Origin of the sequence: Carnobacterium sp. CP1 (genome assembly GCF_001483965.1) — a bacterium.
In the GTDB taxonomy this organism is placed as follows: Bacteria; Bacillota; Bacilli; order Lactobacillales; family Carnobacteriaceae; genus Carnobacterium_A; species Carnobacterium_A antarcticum.
The window spans coordinates 1,368,225-1,386,815 of sequence record NZ_CP010796.1 but is presented as its reverse complement, the minus strand read 5'-3'; the positions used below and the strand labels follow the sequence as shown (position 1 = coordinate 1,386,815).

At 38.3% G+C, this 18,591-nt stretch carries 20 protein-coding genes; 12 read left to right on the top strand and 8 right to left on the bottom strand.

Translation table 11 applies throughout. From position 1 onward, the window contains the following. Positions 1-40 precede the first annotated feature (40 nt). Both NY10_RS06500 and NY10_RS06495 read right to left on the bottom strand, forming a co-directional pair. Positions 41-1,204 carry an MFS transporter gene (locus NY10_RS06500; protein ID WP_058919206.1) on the bottom strand — a complete coding sequence of 388 codons (1,164 nt, stop codon included), beginning with the start codon at positions 1,202-1,204 and terminating at the stop codon, positions 41-43. A gap of 266 nt (positions 1,205-1,470) precedes the next feature. Next, positions 1,471-1,950 carry a nucleoside 2-deoxyribosyltransferase gene (locus NY10_RS06495; RefSeq protein ID WP_058919205.1) on the bottom strand — a complete coding sequence of 160 codons (480 nt, stop codon included), beginning with the start codon at positions 1,948-1,950 and terminating at the stop codon, positions 1,471-1,473. Positions 1,951-2,106: 156 nt separating this feature from the next. Between NY10_RS06495 and NY10_RS12930 the strand changes: the two genes are divergently transcribed. The 4 genes from NY10_RS12930 to NY10_RS06475 all read left to right on the top strand — a co-directional run bounded on the left by NY10_RS12930 (position 2,107) and on the right by NY10_RS06475 (position 6,847). Next, positions 2,107-3,291 (top strand): 3D domain-containing protein, encoded by a 1,185-nt coding sequence (locus NY10_RS12930; protein ID WP_058919204.1) that lies wholly within the window; start codon positions 2,107-2,109, stop codon positions 3,289-3,291. A 28-nt stretch (positions 3,292-3,319) separates the two neighbouring features. After that, the gene (locus NY10_RS06485) at positions 3,320-3,580 is read left to right on the top strand and encodes a hypothetical protein (RefSeq protein ID WP_058919203.1); all 261 of its coding nucleotides are present in this window, start codon (positions 3,320-3,322) and stop codon (positions 3,578-3,580) included. A gap of 150 nt (positions 3,581-3,730) precedes the next feature. Continuing rightward, positions 3,731-5,503: an excinuclease ABC subunit UvrC gene (uvrC, locus tag NY10_RS06480; protein WP_058919202.1), complete on the top strand. Its 1,773-nt coding sequence runs from the start codon at positions 3,731-3,733 to the stop codon at positions 5,501-5,503. Between the two features lie 213 nt (positions 5,504-5,716). Then, entirely contained in the window at positions 5,717-6,847 is a 1,131-nt protein-coding gene (locus tag NY10_RS06475) for a cation:proton antiporter (protein WP_058919201.1), read from the top strand. Between the two features lie 319 nt (positions 6,848-7,166). Here NY10_RS06475 and NY10_RS06470 read toward each other — a convergent pair whose 3' ends face one another. From NY10_RS06470 to NY10_RS06460, 3 genes are all read right to left on the bottom strand, one after another. Beyond that, positions 7,167-7,523: an iron-sulfur cluster biosynthesis family protein gene (locus NY10_RS06470; protein ID WP_058919200.1), complete on the bottom strand. Its 357-nt coding sequence runs from the start codon at positions 7,521-7,523 to the stop codon at positions 7,167-7,169. 377 nt (positions 7,524-7,900) lie between these two features. After that, positions 7,901-8,632 (bottom strand): amino acid ABC transporter ATP-binding protein, encoded by a 732-nt coding sequence (locus NY10_RS06465; RefSeq protein ID WP_058919199.1) that lies wholly within the window; start codon positions 8,630-8,632, stop codon positions 7,901-7,903. After that, complete coding sequence (locus tag NY10_RS06460) at positions 8,625-10,079, bottom strand: amino acid ABC transporter substrate-binding protein/permease (protein ID WP_058919198.1); 1,455 nt, start codon at positions 10,077-10,079, stop codon at positions 8,625-8,627. Before NY10_RS06460 ends, NY10_RS06465 begins: the two co-directional genes overlap by 8 nt. A gap of 183 nt (positions 10,080-10,262) precedes the next feature. Here NY10_RS06460 and NY10_RS06455 point away from each other — a divergent pair, with 183 nt between their 5' ends. Then, positions 10,263-10,826, top strand: coding sequence for a GNAT family N-acetyltransferase (locus NY10_RS06455; protein WP_058919197.1), 564 nt, complete (start codon positions 10,263-10,265; stop codon positions 10,824-10,826). Positions 10,827-10,877: 51 nt separating this feature from the next. On the opposite strand, the gene NY10_RS06450 is transcribed toward NY10_RS06455, so the two are convergent. Beyond that, positions 10,878-11,396, bottom strand: coding sequence for an LURP-one-related/scramblase family protein (locus NY10_RS06450; protein ID WP_058919196.1), 519 nt, complete (start codon positions 11,394-11,396; stop codon positions 10,878-10,880). A gap of 270 nt (positions 11,397-11,666) precedes the next feature. Here NY10_RS06450 and NY10_RS06445 point away from each other — a divergent pair, with 270 nt between their 5' ends. Continuing rightward, a complete protein-coding gene (locus NY10_RS06445; protein WP_058919195.1) occupies positions 11,667-11,936 on the top strand; it encodes an ACT domain-containing protein in 270 nt (89 codons plus the stop codon). A 15-nt stretch (positions 11,937-11,951) separates the two neighbouring features. Then, entirely contained in the window at positions 11,952-13,307 is a 1,356-nt protein-coding gene (locus NY10_RS06440; RefSeq protein ID WP_058919194.1) for a PFL family protein, read from the top strand. A 56-nt stretch (positions 13,308-13,363) separates the two neighbouring features. Here the strand turns inward: NY10_RS06440 and NY10_RS12425 are convergent, their stop codons facing one another. Both NY10_RS12425 and NY10_RS06435 read right to left on the bottom strand, forming a co-directional pair. Then, a complete protein-coding gene (locus NY10_RS12425; protein WP_082664202.1) occupies positions 13,364-13,528 on the bottom strand; it encodes a YvrJ family protein in 165 nt (54 codons plus the stop codon). 179 nt (positions 13,529-13,707) lie between these two features. Continuing rightward, positions 13,708-14,610 carry a Cof-type HAD-IIB family hydrolase gene (locus NY10_RS06435; RefSeq protein ID WP_058919193.1) on the bottom strand — a complete coding sequence of 301 codons (903 nt, stop codon included), beginning with the start codon at positions 14,608-14,610 and terminating at the stop codon, positions 13,708-13,710. Between the two features lie 182 nt (positions 14,611-14,792). Here NY10_RS06435 and NY10_RS06430 point away from each other — a divergent pair, with 182 nt between their 5' ends. The 5 genes from NY10_RS06430 (at position 14,793) to NY10_RS06410 (ending at position 18,572) form a co-directional block, all read left to right on the top strand. Further along, entirely contained in the window at positions 14,793-15,473 is a 681-nt protein-coding gene (locus NY10_RS06430; RefSeq protein ID WP_058919192.1) for a uracil-DNA glycosylase, read from the top strand. 183 nt (positions 15,474-15,656) lie between these two features. Beyond that, positions 15,657-16,637, top strand: a complete 981-nt coding sequence (gene pta, locus NY10_RS06425; protein ID WP_058919191.1) for a phosphate acetyltransferase — start codon at positions 15,657-15,659, stop codon at positions 16,635-16,637. A gap of 121 nt (positions 16,638-16,758) precedes the next feature. Beyond that, on the top strand, positions 16,759-17,397 hold the full coding sequence (locus tag NY10_RS06420) for an NAD(P)-dependent oxidoreductase (protein ID WP_442857102.1): 639 nt from the start codon (positions 16,759-16,761) through the stop codon (positions 17,395-17,397). 149 nt (positions 17,398-17,546) lie between these two features. Next, complete coding sequence (gene tsaE, locus NY10_RS06415; protein WP_058919189.1) at positions 17,547-18,029, top strand: tRNA (adenosine(37)-N6)-threonylcarbamoyltransferase complex ATPase subunit type 1 TsaE; 483 nt, start codon at positions 17,547-17,549, stop codon at positions 18,027-18,029. Positions 18,030-18,032: 3 nt separating this feature from the next. Further along, on the top strand, positions 18,033-18,572 hold the full coding sequence (locus NY10_RS06410) for a GNAT family N-acetyltransferase (protein ID WP_058919188.1): 540 nt from the start codon (positions 18,033-18,035) through the stop codon (positions 18,570-18,572). Positions 18,573-18,591 lie beyond the last annotated feature (19 nt).

Below are 18,591 nucleotides of genomic sequence, written 5' to 3'. Positions count from 1 at the left end.
AGACAGAACACGCTCCTTTTTGTTCTGTCTTATTTGTACTTTATCCTTTTTTAGAAGAGTAATTGATACGTTCTGTACTGGCGATCATAACGAGGGCACTAACCAAGAGAAAATAAGGATAAATAGACATACTGAATTTTGTTGTCAAAAAACCGAAAAACAAAGGCATCGTCATACTGCCAATGGCTGCGAAAGCCATTTGAAATCCAATAATGGATTGAGAAAGAGTTTTCCCGAAACGCTGAGGTGTCTCATGCACCATAGCAGGGTAAATAGGCGCACAGCCTAATCCAATCAATATCAAACCAATCATTAAAAAGATAGATGGCAATGGAAGGATCATTAAAAGACTGCCAGCTAGAATAGCAAGTGATCCAGCTCTCATTAAGTGTTTGCTGGTTATTTTTATCGTAAGAAATCCGGCAATGAAGCGTCCCAAAGTAATGCCGACAAAAAACAAGGAAAGCCAATTTGCAGCAGTTTTTGCGGGGATAGCTTGATAATTCACTAGGTAGCTGCTCCCCCAGACATGAGCAGTCGTTTCCACAGCACTATAAGAAAAAAAAGAAATTAAGGCAGGAAAAATCCCTTTAACTTTAAATAAGTTTTTAGATTCATTCTTTTTGCTTTCAGGTTGGCTTTCTAACAAATCCGTTTCGACTTTTTTCCATAAAGGGAGAGAGAGAAATAGGATGACGACTAAAATAAATTGAATAATTGAAATGGCAAGGTAACCTTTTCGCCATTGGTTATTCTGGCCTATAAAGTAAGCAAGAATAATTGGGCCTATTGTTGCACCAACGCCCCAAAAACAATGAAGCCAGTTCATATATTGTGCTCGGTAATGCAGCGCAACAAAATTATTTAAGCCGGCATCAACTGCTCCGCCGCCTAAGCCAAGTGGGATAGCAGCAATAACCAACCAGAAAAAAGAAGGCAGTGAATAAAAGCCGAAGAGTGCCACTGCTGTCATAAGGACACTGATCAATGTCAACTTCCCGGTACCGAAACGTGCAATCAATTTTCCGCTGAAGAGACTGGAGAGAATCGATCCTCCGCTAATAACCATAGAAAGACTGCCGGCATTTGCCAAAGGAACACCTAAATCTAGATGCATTACAGGCCATGCAGCACCTAGTAAAGAATCAGGTAAGCCTAAACTAATAAAAGAAGTAAAGATAATCATTAAAAGCAGCGTCATCATAAGTATGAAAACCTCCAAATAGGAATTAACTATTAAAATAAAGTTTGATAGCGTCTGTTATTCTGTTATTAAAAACAGTGTACCTTAGATAAGAAAAAATTTGGACTTTTTTATCATAATGATCATTTTATTTCTGAAAAGCTTTCATAATAAATAATTATCGCCACAAAACAAGTTAGTATAAACTTGTTTTGTGGCGATAATCCGTTTTGTAAAGACTTTTTAGTCTTTTAAATGTAACGTGAATGTTACAAAAAAGCTGGAATTTAACAATAAGGCGTAATAGCCTTAATTAATTCATCAATCGTATTGACAATGGTTCCGTTTGTTTTAACGATTCCAACAGTATAAAGATTGATATAAGAAAATTGGGATTCAGCGATTTCTTGCAAGGCGTCTAATTTCTTTTGATTAGTTGCGCCTTGCTGTCTTGAATCGGTATAGAGACCAATAATTGGAATCCCCGCTTGGTAAGCTACGCCAATTTCAGTAGCCACACCAACATCAATAGCAGCTCCATCTAAGACAGCTATCATAAAATCACAACTCAGCAATTGGTCTGTATCAAGTTTAGCAATCATGATTGAATCGGCATAAGCGTTTTTATCATTGATTTCTTCTTGATCTTGGGGCACATATAACTCTAAATCCGAGAAAGTTTTTTTTATTTCACTGACGACATACTTATTGTACATCACTTCCATTTCAGAAAATAAAGGGCTGGCAAAATAAGCTTTCTTTAACATTTACATTCCTCCTAATACGATTGTTACAAAAACAGTATACCTTAAATTGCGATTGTAATAAAAAGTAATCCGTCCGAAATATACTAAGAGGTTTTATCCGTTATACTATTGAGGAGTTAAAAACGAAGGAATAATAATGAAGGGTGTTGTCAATCTGTGAAAATTGGTAAATTAGTTGCAAGCTCAATAATAGCCTTTTTATTGATTACTGTTAGTCCAAGTACTGCATTTGCTGCAACGTTAGACGAAATTACATCTAAACAACAAGCCAAACAAGAAGAAATGGCAAAATTAGATAGCGAAGTCAGCCAAACATTAGTTAAAGTAAACGAAAAGAATACTGAACTTGAAAATTTAAACGCGAAAATAGAAGAGAAAAAAGGAAACATTGAACAGACTTCAACTGAGATCGATGAACAAGAAGAAGTTGTTCAAGCACGTGTTGATCAAGCTAAAGAACGTCTGCAAACCATTCAAACTTCTGAAGTTAATCAAAATGTGATTGTTTCATTATTTGAATCAGAAAGTGTTTCAGATTTATTTAATCGGGCTTATATCTTAGCAACTTTGCAAACTGCTGGAAATGATCAATTGAGTTTGGCAGAAGAAGAGCAAGAAAAGTTAGCTGATTTAAAGGAAAAATTAAATGAAGAAGCGATCGCGTTAGAAAACCAAACACAAGCAGCTGAAGAACAAAAAGCTGATTTAGATAAACAAGTGGCTGGTTTACAAAAAACGATGGATGAAAACCAAGATATTTTGAATGAATTAGACAGTGAGAAAAGAGCAGAAGAAACGAGAATTGCTGAAGCTAAAAAAGCTGAAGAAGAAGCTGCTGCTGAAAAAATCAAAGTAGCGCAAACAGCTGCCAAAGCAGAAAAAGAAAAAGCTAGTCAAGCTGCTGGTCAAGCAAAAGCAGAAGCGACAAAAGAAGCTGCAGAAGTGAAACCAGAAGCAAAAGTTGAAGCTGCACCAGCAGAAACTAAAACAACTGAAACTGCTAGTCCGAAAACAGAAGCGAAGCAGCCAGCTGAATCTGCTCCAGCAGCTTCAACAGGCAAAACACTAGTTGTATCTGCAACAGGCTACTCTACGGCTGAAGCAGGATTAAGCACACATACAGCTACTGGGATCGATTTAAGAAGCACACCAATGGTTATCGCTGTAGATCCGCGTGTGATCCCATTAGGATCAATGGTGGAAGTTCCAGGATATGGTGTAGCCATCGCTGGCGATACAGGCGGAGCGATTAAAGGGAACAAAATCGATGTCCACTTCTCATCAGTCGAACAAGCTTTTGCTTGGGGAAGAAAAACAGTAACCATTAAAGTGTTAAACTAATTTCTAAAAGAAAGAACAGGTGAAGAAATTGGCTGAACAAGTAGATATTGATTTTTACCAAGAAAAAGACGAAGCTGCTTTTTTAGAAGCATGGGAAGCCGCGTACGGTCCTATATCGAATGAAGAAATAGACGAATTATACAAAAAAATAGCTTTAGATATTCATGAGAAAGTTCAAAACGAAACCATTAAATTAGGCGATAGTTACCGTTACAAAGAAGTACTAGTCGGCTATTGTGATTACAGTTCATTTAATCAATTGTATTTATTTAGCCAAACTAAAAAGTAAACAAAACAACGATAGAAGCCAAAGCTTCTATCGTTGTTTTAGTATTCATGGACATTAGATAGAGAAACAAAGCAAGAAACTTTACAATTTGGTCAAAGGGCTGTAAAATTAATTGGCTTATGTAAAGCAAAGCGATGGGGGATTAAGAGAATGATCAACAATCATATCAATAATAAATTACTGTTGCTTCCTGAATTACCTGGATGCTATTTAATGAAAAACAGTGAAAAAGAAATTATTTATATTGGGAAAGCAAAGAATTTAAAAAACCGTGTCCGTTCTTATTTTAGGGGAACACATGAAGGCAAGACAGAGTTGCTGGTTAGAGAAATCGTCGACTTTGAAACCATTATTACCTCAACAGATAAAGAATCGCTTCTATTGGAAATTACACTGATCAAAAAACATCAACCCAAATACAATATTAAGTTAAAGCAAGGGACAAGCTACCCTTACCTTAAAATTACCAATGAACGCAATCCTCAATTGATCATTACATCTGAGGTTAAAAAAGATGGGGGGCTTTATTTTGGTCCATATCCAAACGTCTACGCAGCGAGCGAGACGCAACATTTTATCCAAAAGATTTATCCGCTTCGAAGATGCAATGGGAACCAAAAAAGAGCGTGCTTGTATTACCATATGGGCCAATGCTTAGGCCCATGCGATCATGAAGTTCCGGTAGAGGAATACGAAGCACAAATTGATAATATCAAACGCTTTTTAAATGGGGAAGTAAAAGAAATAAAAAGAGAATTGCATGAAAAAATGTTAGAGGCTGCCAGTGAACAAGCGTATGAACGAGCAGCGGAATACCGCAATCAGATCCATTACATTGAAACAACAGTGGAAAGACAAAATATAATCACTAATGACCCAACAACACGGGATGTCTTTAGTTATTATATGAATAAAGGATGGATCTCTATTCAAGTCTTTTTTATTCGCCAAGCAACATTGATCAAACGAGAAGCCGCTATCTTTCCTTGTTACGATTCGCCGCAAGAAGAGTTAGCCTCTTATATCGTTCAATTTTATCAAGAAGAAAATCACATTGTGCCAAAAGAAATATTGGTACCTAAAGAAGTCGATACGGAAATCTTAGCAGAGATTCTAGGAGTCTCAGTCAAGGTTCCGATTAGAGGACGAAAAAAAGATATGTTGGATTTGGCTACTAAAAATAGTGAAATCACATTAAATGAAAAATTTAATTTGATTGAACTAGATGATCGAAAAACAATTGGAGCAGTAAAAGAATTATCGGCAGCGATGAATTTACCATTTATTAGCCGTATTGAAGCTTTTGACCACTCAAATATACAAGGAACAAATCCTGTGTCAGCCATGGTTTCTTTTGAAGATGGCCGTCCCGACAAAAGCAATTACCGTAAATATAAAATCAAAACCGTTCACGGAAGCAATGAATTAGCGACAACTGAAGAAGTCGTTCGGAGACGCTACGAACGATTGCTTAAAGAAAACTTGCCGTTGCCGGATCTGATTTTAATGGATGGCGGTAAAATCCAAGTAAACGCAGCTATCAATATCCTCGAAAATGAATTGGGATTGGCTATTCCTGTAGCCGGCATGGTGAAAGACGATAAACATCGGACATCATCGCTTATTTATGGAGAAAAGCATGAGAAAATCGAATTAAAACCAACCAGCCAAGCGTTTTATTTGGTGCAGCGGATCCAAGATGAAGTCCACAGATTTGCCATTACTTTCCATCGTCAATTACGCAGTAAAAATAGTTTGTCCTCAAAACTAGATCAAATCGAGGGCGTTGGACCAAAAACACGAACTAAAATTTTGAAACACTTTAAATCGTTAAAGAAAGCTAAAGAAGCAAGTGTGGAAGAAATCAAAAGTTTGGGTATTCCAATCAAAACAGCTGAAAGAATCAAAGCAGAATTAGATTAAGCTAAGAAAAACGCTCTTTTCTACAATGAGAATTGTAGAAAAGAGCGTTTTTTTGTTCTGTTTTGTTAAAGTTATTCAATTAATGCAGAAAATATCCCTAAAAAGCCTGACATAAAGTATACTGTAAAAGGTAAAAATAATTGAATGAAAACTGAAAATTCGGGTAGGCCAGAATCATCTTTTTTTGTTTGAAATAGTAATAGGAGTGTCGAAATGTTTATTTTACAATTTTTAATTATTTTATTAGCTGCAAAACTGGCGGGACAAGTCAGTATTCGTTTAGGGCAGCCCTCTGTTTTAGGGAAAATCATCATCGGGATCGTTATTGGTCCGGCTATGCTAGGTTGGATACAAGATACTGAAATTTTAAAAGTATTTAGTGATATTGGAGTTTTATTGCTGATGTTTTTAGCAGGTTTGGAAACGAATTTGACTGATTTGAATAAAAACAAAAAGTCTTCATTATTCGTAGCTGCTGGAGGGATTTTATTTCCGATTGTCGGTGGGTTCGTAGGAGGATACGGTTATGGTCTTTCTATTGCTGAATCTATCTTCTTAGGTTTGATTCTATCCGCCACTTCTGTCAGTATTGCTGTACAGACATTGCGTGAGCTTGGCTGGTTGCAGAGCAGGGAAGGTTCTACCTTGCTAGGTGCCGCTGTGATAGATGATATCGTTGTTGTTATCCTATTGGCATTAGATATGAGCTTTTTTATGGGAACGAACGTTAATCTATTTGTGTTACTAGTTGAAAAAATTCTGTTTTTTGTCATCAGTCTGTTGATTTCGAAATGGTTGGTTCCTACTTTTATAGGGCTGTTTTCAAAATTAAAAGTTACTGAGTCTTTGTTAAGCGGATCACTGATCGTCTGTTTTGCTTTTGCTTTATTTGCAGAATATTTAGGAGTAGCTGGTATTATAGGTACTTTTATTGCTGGGATTGCCATTGGACAAACAGAATATAAAAAAGAAGTTGAAAGCAAGATAGAATCGATTGCTTATGGTATTTTTGTTCCAGTGTTTTTTGCCAGCATCGGGATTTCTGTTTCGTTCATTGGACTAAGCAACCAAATCGTCTTTACGCTTGTTTTTTCAGTAATTGCGATTGCTTCAAAATTCGTGGGCGCTGGTTTAGGTGCTCGCTTGTCTGGATTTAATACCCACTCTTCAATGGGGATCGGGGCAGGAATGGTTTCACGAGGAGAAGTAGCTTTAATCGTTATCGCTATGGGATTAGAAAATCAGTTGATTCCTGTCGTTTATTATACGCCTATGATTATTGTGGTGATCATTACAACGCTTGTAACGCCGCCACTATTGAAAGTGTTTTTCAACAACAAATGATTAAAGATACGTTTTTTTCTAAGTTATAAAAAAAGTCAGCTCATAGAGCTGGCTTTTTTGGTTCTATCATTTTTGATATTGATAAATGAGATGGCTGTATGCTATAAACTTGAAATTTTTGGAGAAATAGTGGCTGCTTGCAGCTATGAAGAGGATTCAATGCGAATTACGAAGCGCTTATGCTTCGTTTGAGGCTTGAAAACCTGGAGACTATAAGGCTCCAGGAGATCCCATGGCCTTCAACAAGCAAAAACATAAGTTTCGGAGAAAATTCCAACTCCCTAAGAGTCACCCACACGATCTGACAAAGAGCTGTTTTTTAACGTACAGCTAAAAAGACTGAAGAGCCTGTATCATCTGTAATCAACACATTAGGATTAATTAATCCGCTTGCACCTTTTAAAACCAAAGTGTTTTTTTCTTTTTGGTAATTTAATGTCAATTGTTCATCTAAGAAGTCTAAACTCCAACCTTGAATCGGCAAGTCGCCTAACGAACTAGCTAGAGTTGTGTCTAATTCAGGATCTTCTTGTTGGGTTAATTTTAAAGTGAAAATACCATTATTCCCGCAAATACAGCCAATCCGAGATTCATAGTAAACGACTAGTTTCCCTGGATTGAGAGTTTGTGCTTTTGAAATGCGTTGCTGTGCAGCTTCTGTTATTTCTAAAAACATATCAAACACTCCTTCGATACTCTTACTTCTTACTCTGCTACTCTATACAATAGTATCGCGGAAAAGGATGAAAGTCCACTGCAGCAGCTTAAAGAGTAGATTTTATCCTCATGATTAATAGGTTTTATTATTTTTGGTGTGGGTAAGTGAAATGATTGCATTCTATAACCGTGAAATCATGGCGACATCCAAGGCTCTAGGAGGTTCCATGGCTTTCCACAAGCAACACGTAAGTTTCGGAGGAAATTTCAACACCTAAGAGAGTCGCCAACACGATTTAACAAAGTAGCCGTTTAATGATTAAAAAAACAAATGAAAAAAGGTTCTATGGCACAAAACCATAGAACCTTTTTTGCTCCTGTGGAACAAAGGATTTTCTAAACTAAAATTTTATTTAAGAAGTCTTGAGTACGAATGTGTTTGGGATGATTGAAGATCTCTTCGGGCGTACCTTCTTCGACAATGTAGCCCCCATCCATAAAAATAACGCGGTCAGCCACTTCTTTAGCAAAGCCCATTTCATGAGTGACAACGACCATCGTCATCCCTTGGTTGGCAAGTACTTGCATGACTTCTAAAACATCCCCAACCATTTCTGGATCCAATGCACTCGTCGGTTCATCAAACAACATAATATCAGGCTGCATTGCCAACGCACGGGCAATGGCCACACGTTGTTTTTGACCTCCTGATAAAGAATTGGGATAATCGTCAACTTTTTCAGTTAAACCGACCGTTTCTAACAACCCTAGAGCTCTAGTTTTAAGTTCTGCATCGGTTTCTTTTTTTAATTCTTTAGGAGCCAAGGTAATGTTTTCTAAGACTGACAAATGAGGGAACAAGTTGAAATGTTGGAAAACCATCCCAATATTTTCGCGCACTTTATTGATGTTTTGAGAAGGATCGCTTAAGTCATAATCGTCGATGATCACTTTTCCGCCTGTGATTTCTTCTAATTGATTTAAACAACGCAAGAAAGTACTTTTTCCAGAACCGGACGGCCCGATAATGCAGACCACTTCTCCTTCTTTGATCTCAACATTTAAATCTCTTAATACTTCTAATTGACCAAAACTTTTTTTAAGGTTTTCAACTTTTAATTTAGGCATTGTTTAACTTCCTTTCCAAGTAATTTGAAAATTTCGTTAGAGCAGTAATCACGATTAAATACATCAAAGCAACGATCAACCACATATCGCCAGATGAGAAAGTCCGAGCAATAATGATTTTTCCGGTTTGTGTCAATTCAACGAGACCGATCACGGACAAGATAGACGTATCTTTTAACGTGATGACAAATTGGTTGATAAATGAAGGCACCATGATTTTGATAGCTTGTGGCAGCACGATTTTGCGCATAGAAAGGTTGTAAGGCAACCCTAAGCTGCGAGCTGCTTCCAGTTGGCCTTTATCAACAGCCTGGATGCCTCCGCGTACAAGTTCTGCAATGTAAGCAGCAGTATTTAAGCTTAATGTGATGATTCCGGCAACAGTGGCTGAAAGACGCAAGTCAAAGAGCTGCGGAATAGAAAAGTAAACAAAAAATGCTAAAACGATTAAAGGGATTCCGCGGAACAAATCCACATAAATAGAAGCGATCCATTTCAAAACCGTATTCGGTGAAGCGCTAAAGAGTCCCAAAACAACACCGACGATCGTAGCGATCACAAAAGCAATAAGCGTCAGCAATAAGGTCTGGCCTAATCCTTTTAAAAGTTCGCCGCTATTTTCTTTGATCAATGCGAAGAAACCCATATTAGATGCAGCAGCTGTAGAATTTTCGCCTAAATAAGTATCTAAAATCTCTTGGTATGTTCCGTTTGCACGGATATTGATCAATCCTGCGTTGAATTGTTCGATCAATTCGGGATTCATTCCTTTATTCACTGCAAAACCGTAATTATCGCCAGGTTCTGCTTCAGTCGGCAATTTTAATTTTAAACGGTCATTATTAAGTGCATAAGCCATGACTGGATAATCTTCAAAGGCGGCATCTGAATTACCAGCTTGAACATCCTCATACATATTAGCGGAGTCTTCAAAGGTATTCAGTTTAAATCCGTATTTTTTTTGAATGGACTCTGCAAAAGCAGATCCAGTCGTACCTGTTTTGACTGCAACTGTTTTTCCAGCTAAATCTTCATAGCTGGTGATCTCATCATCTGAAGCACCAACGGCCATGACGACCCCGCTTTCAAAGTATGGATCAGAGAAATCAAAAGAAGCTTTACGCTCATCTGTGATACTCATTCCAGCAATCATTCCATCAATTTGGTTGGATTCTAAAGCTTGTAGTGCGGCACTGAATCCTAAAGGTTTTAATTCATATTCGAAACCTTGATCCTCAGCAATGGCATTTAAAATATCAATATCGATTCCAACGTATTCTCCATCGGCCGTTTGGTATTCAAATGGAGCAAAGGTTACATCCGTTCCGATAAGGTATTTTCCATCTGTTGTTTTTGCAGAAGCATCCATAGGATATGCCATTGAAAAACATACTCCTACTATCACCATTAGTGCGACCAAAAACATTGAGCGTTTGTGCTTTTTCATAAATTTCCCCTCCTGTATAAGTTATTATTTTAATTTAAAGTGAAGCCATTTGCAACTGCTATGTTATCTTGCTGTGTTAGGAAACCTGACATAAAAAAATAGGAATGAATCCTGAAAGACCATTTGAAATAAAAACCTATTTTAGGTATAGTTGTAAAAAGATTTTGAGGAGTGTGGAAAACAATGATCAGACCAGCTGTAAAAGAAGATATTGATCAATTGATAGCATTAGTTTGGATCGTATTAGAAGATATGGAGCTGCCGCTGCTCAAGCAAGCATCGGAAAATCGTTTGAAGGCGCTCATGAAAGAAGCTATGCTGAATGAAAATTATCGTTATAGTTACCGGCGTGCAATCGTCTGTCTGCGAGATGGCAACATTGCAGGAACTGCTTTTGGATACAAAGGCGAACTGGAACCCGAAATAGACCAAGCATTTATAGAAGTCACGCAAGCAGCAGGATTGGAAGACGGCCATTTATTCCAAGATACAGAAACGCATCCTGGCGAATGGTATCTTGACACACTAGTAACCGATGCTGCTTATCGAGGACAAGGTGTGGCTACAGAATTGTTAGCTGCTCTTCCGGAGATCGCTAAAGCACAGGGTGAGACTCTTATCGGCTTAAATTGTGATCAAAAGAACCAACCAGCTAAACACTTGTACCAAAAAGCAGGGTACCAAAAAGTTGGAGAGTGTACGTTGAGCGGTACCGTATATGACCATATGCAACTCTCGTTAACTTAAAAAAGCTTCTGCTTTTGAAGATTTTCAAAAACAGAAGCTGAAATGAATGGTTTATATTGGTTGATAAAAGTGTCCTTTTGCGCGCTTGGCTGCAGCAGGCAAGCGTGTCAGAGTCAAATGGTCTACAATGACCGCGATACACAAACAAATAGGAACATCTTGGGATTGGTTAACGCTTAAAGCATAAAAATCACCAAAAGCTAAATATGCTTTTTCCATTGTCATAACGGGACGAGTCGGGTGATGGACACGATAATGGTGGTTATAAAAATCACCCGTTACGAGCCAATTTAACCGGCTGACTTTAAAATAAGGTCCTTTTATTCCAGGATGTTTTGTAATGGAAGCAATTTTTTTCCCGGCAACATAGACATCAAATTTAGGGAAAAGCGATAAGACCGTTTGCTTGACTTCGACTAGCAAGGTTCCATCCATTGCATAGAGTGAAAGTCCGTCACCGATTCTGCCCCATTTTCCAATAATAAGAAAGATGTCTTTTCCTTTTTCATCTTTAACGATAATTCGATTTTGAATAGATACATACGCTTGTTTCATATAAAGGTGTACCATTTTTTAATCACCTCAAGTTGATCGTTCATTGTCGTTCGTTTTGTCGTGAAGAGAAAAAACAAGCCCTTAGTTTTCTAATAAAGGACTGTTTAAAAAGGCGAAAGAGTTAGTTATTTAACAAGATATAGATTTCCTTAATTTCATTATAACAAAAATACTATAAAAAACGAAGGGGCCTAAAAATTACCCTACACTTGTTGGTTTCCTTTTTGTATACTAGGAACAACAAAGAATGAAAAGTAGAAAAATAAAAAAGGAGAGTAAAAAAACATGAAAGCTATCGTAACGGTAATTGGAAAAGATCAAGTGGGAATCGTGGCCAAAGTTAGCCAAACTTTGATGGAGTTAAATATCAATATTTTAGATGTTTCGCAAACAATTTTAGATGGGTATTTTACAATGATGCTCATTTGTGAAGTTGGAACAGCAAATCAGCCTTTTGATGAAGTTAAATTACGGCTGCGTGCTACTGGCGAAGAGTCAGGCGTAAAAGTCACGATCCAAAAGCAAGAAATATTTGACGCAATGCATAAACTTTAAAGGAGGAAACCAGACTTGGAACCAACTAATATATTAGAGACGATTCGCATGATTGAAGAAGAAAAACTTGATATCCGTACGATCACTATGGGAATTTCATTATTGGATTGTATTGATAGCGACGGTGAACGGGCTCGAAAAAAGATTTATGAAAAAATCGTCACACAAGCAAAAGACTTAGTAACAACCGGTGAAGCAATCGAAGCAGAATATGGCATCCCAATTGTGAATAAGCGTATTTCAGTTACGCCTATTTCGTTGATTGCAGGAGCTTCAGCTGATGAGGATTACGTAGCCTATGCTAAAACATTAGATGCTGCAGCCAGAGAAGTGGGAGTAAACTTTATTGGCGGTTTCTCTGCGTTAGTGGACAAAGGCTACCATAAAGGGGACTCGGTTTTGATTCGTTCTATTCCCCGTGCTTTAGCTGAAACAGAACGCGTTTGTGCTTCTGTTAGTGTAGGGTCAACGAAGAGCGGCATCAATATGGATGCTATTGCTCAAATGGGCGAAATCATTAAAGAAACCGCAGAATTAACGAAAGAAACACAAGGATTGGGCTGCGCTAAACTAGTTGTGTTTACGAATGCAGTAGAAGATAATCCGTTTATGGCAGGTGCTTTTCATGGTGTAGGTGAAGCGGATTGTGTCATCAATGTGGGAATCAGCGGTCCAGGGGTTGTGAAGCGTGCACTTGAAAAAGTGAAAGGCGAATCATTTGATGTGGTAGCAGAAACTGTGAAGAAAACAGCTTTTAAAATCACACGTATGGGGCAGTTGGTAGGGCAGCAAGCTTCGAAGCGGCTGAATGTTCCATTTGGAATCGTTGATTTGTCACTAGCACCAACACCGGCAGTTGGCGATTCAGTTGCGCATATTTTAGAAGAAATGGGATTGGAACGAGTGGGAACTCATGGAACAACAGCAGCTTTAGCTTTATTGAACGATGCTGTAAAAAAAGGTGGTATCATGGCATGCGGACATGTTGGAGGTTTATCGGGAGCATTTATTCCGGTTTCAGAAGATATCGGTATGATCGAAGCTGTAGAAGCAGGAGCATTAACGATTGATAAACTGGAAGCCATGACTGCTATCTGTTCAGTAGGATTAGATATGATCGCTGTTCCGGGAGATACGTCAGCCGCTACATTAGCAGCGATGATCGCAGATGAAGCAGCAATCGGGATGATCAACAATAAAACGACTGCTGTACGTGTTATTCCGGCTCCTGGTTCAAAAGTAGGCGATCGAATCGTTTTAGGCGGCTTGTTGGGAACTGCACCAGTGATGGCGGTCAATCCTTTTGGGTCATCTGATTTTATTGCCAGAGGGGGCAGAATCCCTGCGCCTGTACATTCATTTAAAAATTAAAATTCAACAAAAAAAGCATTTGAGACAATGAGAACCTTTGTCTCAAACGCTTTTTTTTATGGAGTACTTTTAAAGACATGGTTCAGGTCTTGAATAGCTTTGACTAATTCGTCGAGTTTTGTTTCCATTCGTTGGAGTAAAAACCAGGCAACAAAAATGGGGAAACCAAGACTGCCGATAATCTCAGCAATAACAGATAACCATTCCGTGTTCGCTTCCATTAGGACCGCTCCTTTCTTGAGAAGAGTGCCATCTCATTAAAGATAACGAAATGAAAACCAGCAGTGTCACCTATAGAGATACAAAAACAGCTCTTACCGATAAAGCGGCAAGAGCTGTTTTACATGAAATTCAACGAAGCAAATCATTGTTTTATTAAACGATTGCTATGGAACGTGCGTTAATCTTTTAATGGTACTGAAACCAATTGCTGATCCATGTCATTGCTGAGTGCCAATAAGACTGATTGAGCAACACCGTCATCATTGTTAGTAGCTGTAAGGTATTTAGCTTGCGCTTTGACGCCGTCTTCAGCATTTTCAACAGCCACACTGTAACCAGCTACTTTTAACATTGAGACATCATTAAAGTTATCTCCCAGAGCCATTACGTTTTCCATTGGGATGTTCCATTTTTCTGCTGCACGGGCTAAAGCAAGGCCTTTTTGAGCTTTGATGTGGTTGATTTCAATGTTGTTAATAAATGAAGCAGTAATGGCTAAATCACCGGTAGTAGCTAAATCATCTGCTAGAGGACTTAATACTTCTGGCCCATCTTCACTAAAAGTAATCATTTTTAAGATTTCAATAGAATCATTTTCTAATAGTTCTTCGTATTCAGCAACATAATTGATATTCATAATTTCTAAACGGGCAGCTGCCAAAACAACAGCCATTTTGAAAGAAGTATCTGGATTGGTTTTGTAAAGCAAAGAAGCAACTGATTCGATCCGTTTGGCTTTATTATCTGAATAAATACCATGTGAGGTAGTCATTTCACAGTAAAGATTTAAGTCTCTTGTTTTCTTCAAAATCGTGCGAACAGTGTCTTTCTCGATGCCGATATTTTCGATGACTTCGCCTTTTTCGTCATAGACTTGTGCTCCATTTAAAGTGATGAGCGGACAAGAAATGCCGACTTCTTCTAATAATGGTTTAGCTTCTGTGTATCCACGGCCAGTGGCGACCATAAAACGAATGCCTTGTTTTTGTGCTTCCAAGATAGCTTTAGCATTCGTTTTTGAAATAACCATACGTCCGTTAAGTAATGTTCCATCCATATCCGATGCAATAAGTTTAATCATGATTATTTTTCCTCCTAAAATTCATTTGTCCTTTTTAGTTTACCATTATTCAATCAAAAAAAGTATGAATAAAGTTTTTACCGTACTTAAACTGCTGCTTAGGTAAAGTAGTCGAAATACTTGTACGAGATTAAGAACTTTAGTACGATGAACAAGAAAAGATAAAGAATGGAGGCTATATTTTGACTATACCGATTAAAAATGACTGGGCGCCGATTTTAAACCAAGCGAGTTTGACTCCTACTTATCAAAAACTGAGACAGTTTTTGGCAAAAGAATACCAAGAAGAAACAGTTTATCCAGCAATGGATCAAATCTGGGAGGCTTTTGAGTGGACGCCGTATCATGAAGTCAAAGTAGTGATCTTGGGACAAGACCCTTACCATGGTCCGCATCAAGCTCATGGCTTGAGTTTTTCTGTACAACCTACAGTGAAAGTTCCACCATCGCTTTTAAATATTTATAAAGAACTAGAAAATGATTTAGGCTATCCTCCAGTAAAACACGGTTATTTAAAATCTTGGGCGGATCAAGGCGTGTTATTGTTGAATACAGTGTTGACCGTACGCAAAGGAGAAGCTCATTCACACCGGAATAAAGGGTGGGAACAAGTAACAGATATGGTGATACAAAAGTTGAGCGAACGAGAAACCCCTATGGTATTTATTTTATGGGGAAGTCCATCGATAAAAAAAAGAGCCTTGATTGATGAACAAAAACATACAGTCATTACTTCACCGCATCCTAGCCCGTTATCTGCTTACCGAGGATTTTTTGGATCAAAACCATTTTCGAAAGCCAATGCTGCATTGATTCAAATGGGGCAAGAACCGATTAACTGGCAGCTGCCGGAGGAAGTCTAAAATTTTCCAAGCGGTTATATGAGGGATATTTTCAAACTGTACTAACGCAAAATGGATAACAAATGAGAAAAGCGATGGAATATAGAGTTTATTTAGAAAACAGGCTCAAAAAACTGTTATTTTCTGACATAAGATAGTATGATAGAAGAGAAGTAAAAAACACAAAACGTGGAGGGAATTAGCGTGGAATTATTTGATAGTTTAAAATTTAACATTGTTAGAAAAAATATCCGAATTGTTTTTCCAGAAGGAACAGAGCCTCGTATTATTGGAGCAGTTGTTCGTTTACAATCAGAAGAATTGATTCACCCAGTATTGCTTGGTAACCCGGCAGAAATTAAAGACATTGCTAAAAAACGCGGTTTTAATGTCGATAACATCGAAATCATTGATCAAAACAATTATGAAGGCCTGGATGAATTGGTCGCTGCATTCGTTGAACGTCGTAAAGGAAAAGTTTCAGAAGAACAAGCAAGAGAGTTGCTGAAAGATGAAAACTATTTCGGAACGATGTTGACCTATATGGGCAAAGTTGAAGGATTAGTCAGTGGAGCGGTTCATTCTACAGGTGATACTGTTCGTCCTGCTTTGCAAATCATTAAAACAAAACCAGGTGTGAGCCGGACAAGTGGCGCATTCATTATGTTGCGTGGACGCGATAATGAAAAATACTTGTTCTCAGATTGTGCTATCAACGTAAATCCAAATGCTCAAGAATTAGCTGAAATTGCTGTTGAAAGTGCTAAAACGGCTGAATTATTTGGCATTGACCCTAAAGTGGCAATGTTAAGCTTTTCAACTATGGGATCAGCAAAAGCTGAAGAAGCAACCAAAGTCGCTGAAGCAACTAAAATTGCTCAAGAATTAGCTCCACAATATGAAATCGACGGTGAATTACAATTTGATGCTGCTTACGTAGCGTCTGTTGGACAACAAAAAGCACCTGATTCAAAAGTTGCAGGTCAAGCAACAGTCTTTGTATTCCCTGAATTACAGTCTGGGAATATCGGCTACAAAATTGCCCAACGTTTTGGTAACTTTGAAGCTATTGGACCTATCTTGCAAGGATTGAATAAACCAATTTCTGACCTTTCACGTGGTTGTAACGAAGAAGATGTTTATAAACTAGCGATCATTACAGCTACTCAAAGCTTAATGAACTAAAAAAAAGTGATGCTTTCTTTAAAAGAAGCATCACTTTTTTTCTATATAAGTGAGAATGTTTGCGCTTGCTCGCTGCTTCTTATTATAATGAATGAGAGCAATAGAAAGTAAGGAGGGATTCATGATGAAGATAGGAATTATTGGCGCTACAGGAAAATCCGGTTCGCGTATTACAGCAGAAGCATTGGATAGAGGATATTTAGTGGTGCCGCTTGTTCGAAATGCGAATAAATTGGAAGACCAAGACTGGACGATCGTCGAAAAAGATCTATACGATTTGAATTATGAAGACGTTAAGGGGTTAGACGTGGTAGTCGATGCTTTCAAGCCTCCTCAAGGACGCGAAGAACTTCACCAGACTAGTCTGGAACACTTAATAGCCATTCTGAAAGGACACTCCAAACCTCGTTTAATCGTTGTTGGAGGAGCAGGCAGCTTAATAGTCGATAGAGAAAACGGTACCCGGTTAATGGATACAACAGACTTTCCAGATGTTGCCAAACCAACTGCTTTTCATATGAGCAAAGCTTTAGAGACATTAGAAAAAACGACTGAGGTAAATTGGACCTATTTAAGCCCTTCTCAATTTTTTAATCCAAAAGGAGAACGGACTGGAGGCTACCAAGTTGGCACAGATTATCTATTAACCAATCACTTGGGTCAAAGTGAAATCAGTTACGCTGATTATGCCATTGCTTTAATAGATGAAATCGAAAATCGAGCTTTTGTCGGCAAGCGTTTTACGGTTTGCAGCAAATAAAAAAATTGTTTCGTTATTTTTCCATCATAAGCTTTTTAGCGGCTTTTGGTGGAATTTTTGTTTCGCATTTTTCTGCCTAGTGCTTTACAATTAAGTTAAAAGAAGTTCTATCAGGAAAACAGGATTTTATATAGATAAGAGGGAAAGAGATGAAACCAATTCAAGCGCACAATGAAGATGAAACAAAAGCAATTGCTGCTGCCCTGGCAGCCTTCCTTGTTCCAGGCGATATTATCTTATTAGAAGGCGATCTGGGAGCTGGGAAAACAACTTTTACTAAGGGGTTAGCAACAGGACTAGGAATCAAAAGAGTCATTAAAAGTCCGACTTATACCATTATCCGTGAATATTTAGATGGCCGGTTGCCTCTGTATCACATGGACGTTTACCGGTTAGAAGAAACCGGCGGAACAGACCTAGGGTTGGAAGAATATTTTGAAGGCGATGGAGTCTCTATCGTAGAGTGGGCTACATTCATTCCAGAGGATATCCCTAGTGAATACTTGCAAATCAAATTACAGCCCTCTGGAGAAGATTTAACAGAGCGCACCATCACTTTCAAAGCAGTAGGCCAACATTACGAAGCATTGTTGAGCCGTTTGGATGAAAGTGAAAAGGAAAAAGGAGTTTAGGAAATGTCAGAAAAACAATCAGTAGCTATTTCAATTCGTCCAGCATCGCCTAATGATGCTGCTGGCGTTTTGGCACACGTTAGCCAAACGTCAAAAGAAACAAGCTTTTTGACCATGGGAAGTGAAGGACCGAAGATAACGGTCGAAGAAGAAAAACACCATCTTAAAAAAATTGATGAATCAGATAACAACTTTTTGTTACTGGCTTTGGACGGAGAGAATATCGTTGGAATGGCATCTATCAACGGAGGTTCCAGCCCCAAAGTGAAACATATTGGAGAGCTGGGTGTTTCCATTGTAAAAGACTATTGGGGTATGGGATTAGGAACCTTACTGTTAGAAGACATCATTGAATGGGCAGCAGCATCCGGCGTTATCAAACGGTTGGAACTGACGGTTCAAGCACGTAATAAACGAGCGATCCATGTATACGAAAAATTGGGTTTCTTGCAAGAAGCAGTCATGCAACGCGGCGTAAAAGACGACGACGGCAGTTATTTGGATGTCTGCTTGATGAGTCTGTTGATTGGTGAAACAGAGTAAACAAAAAAGAGGACAAAGA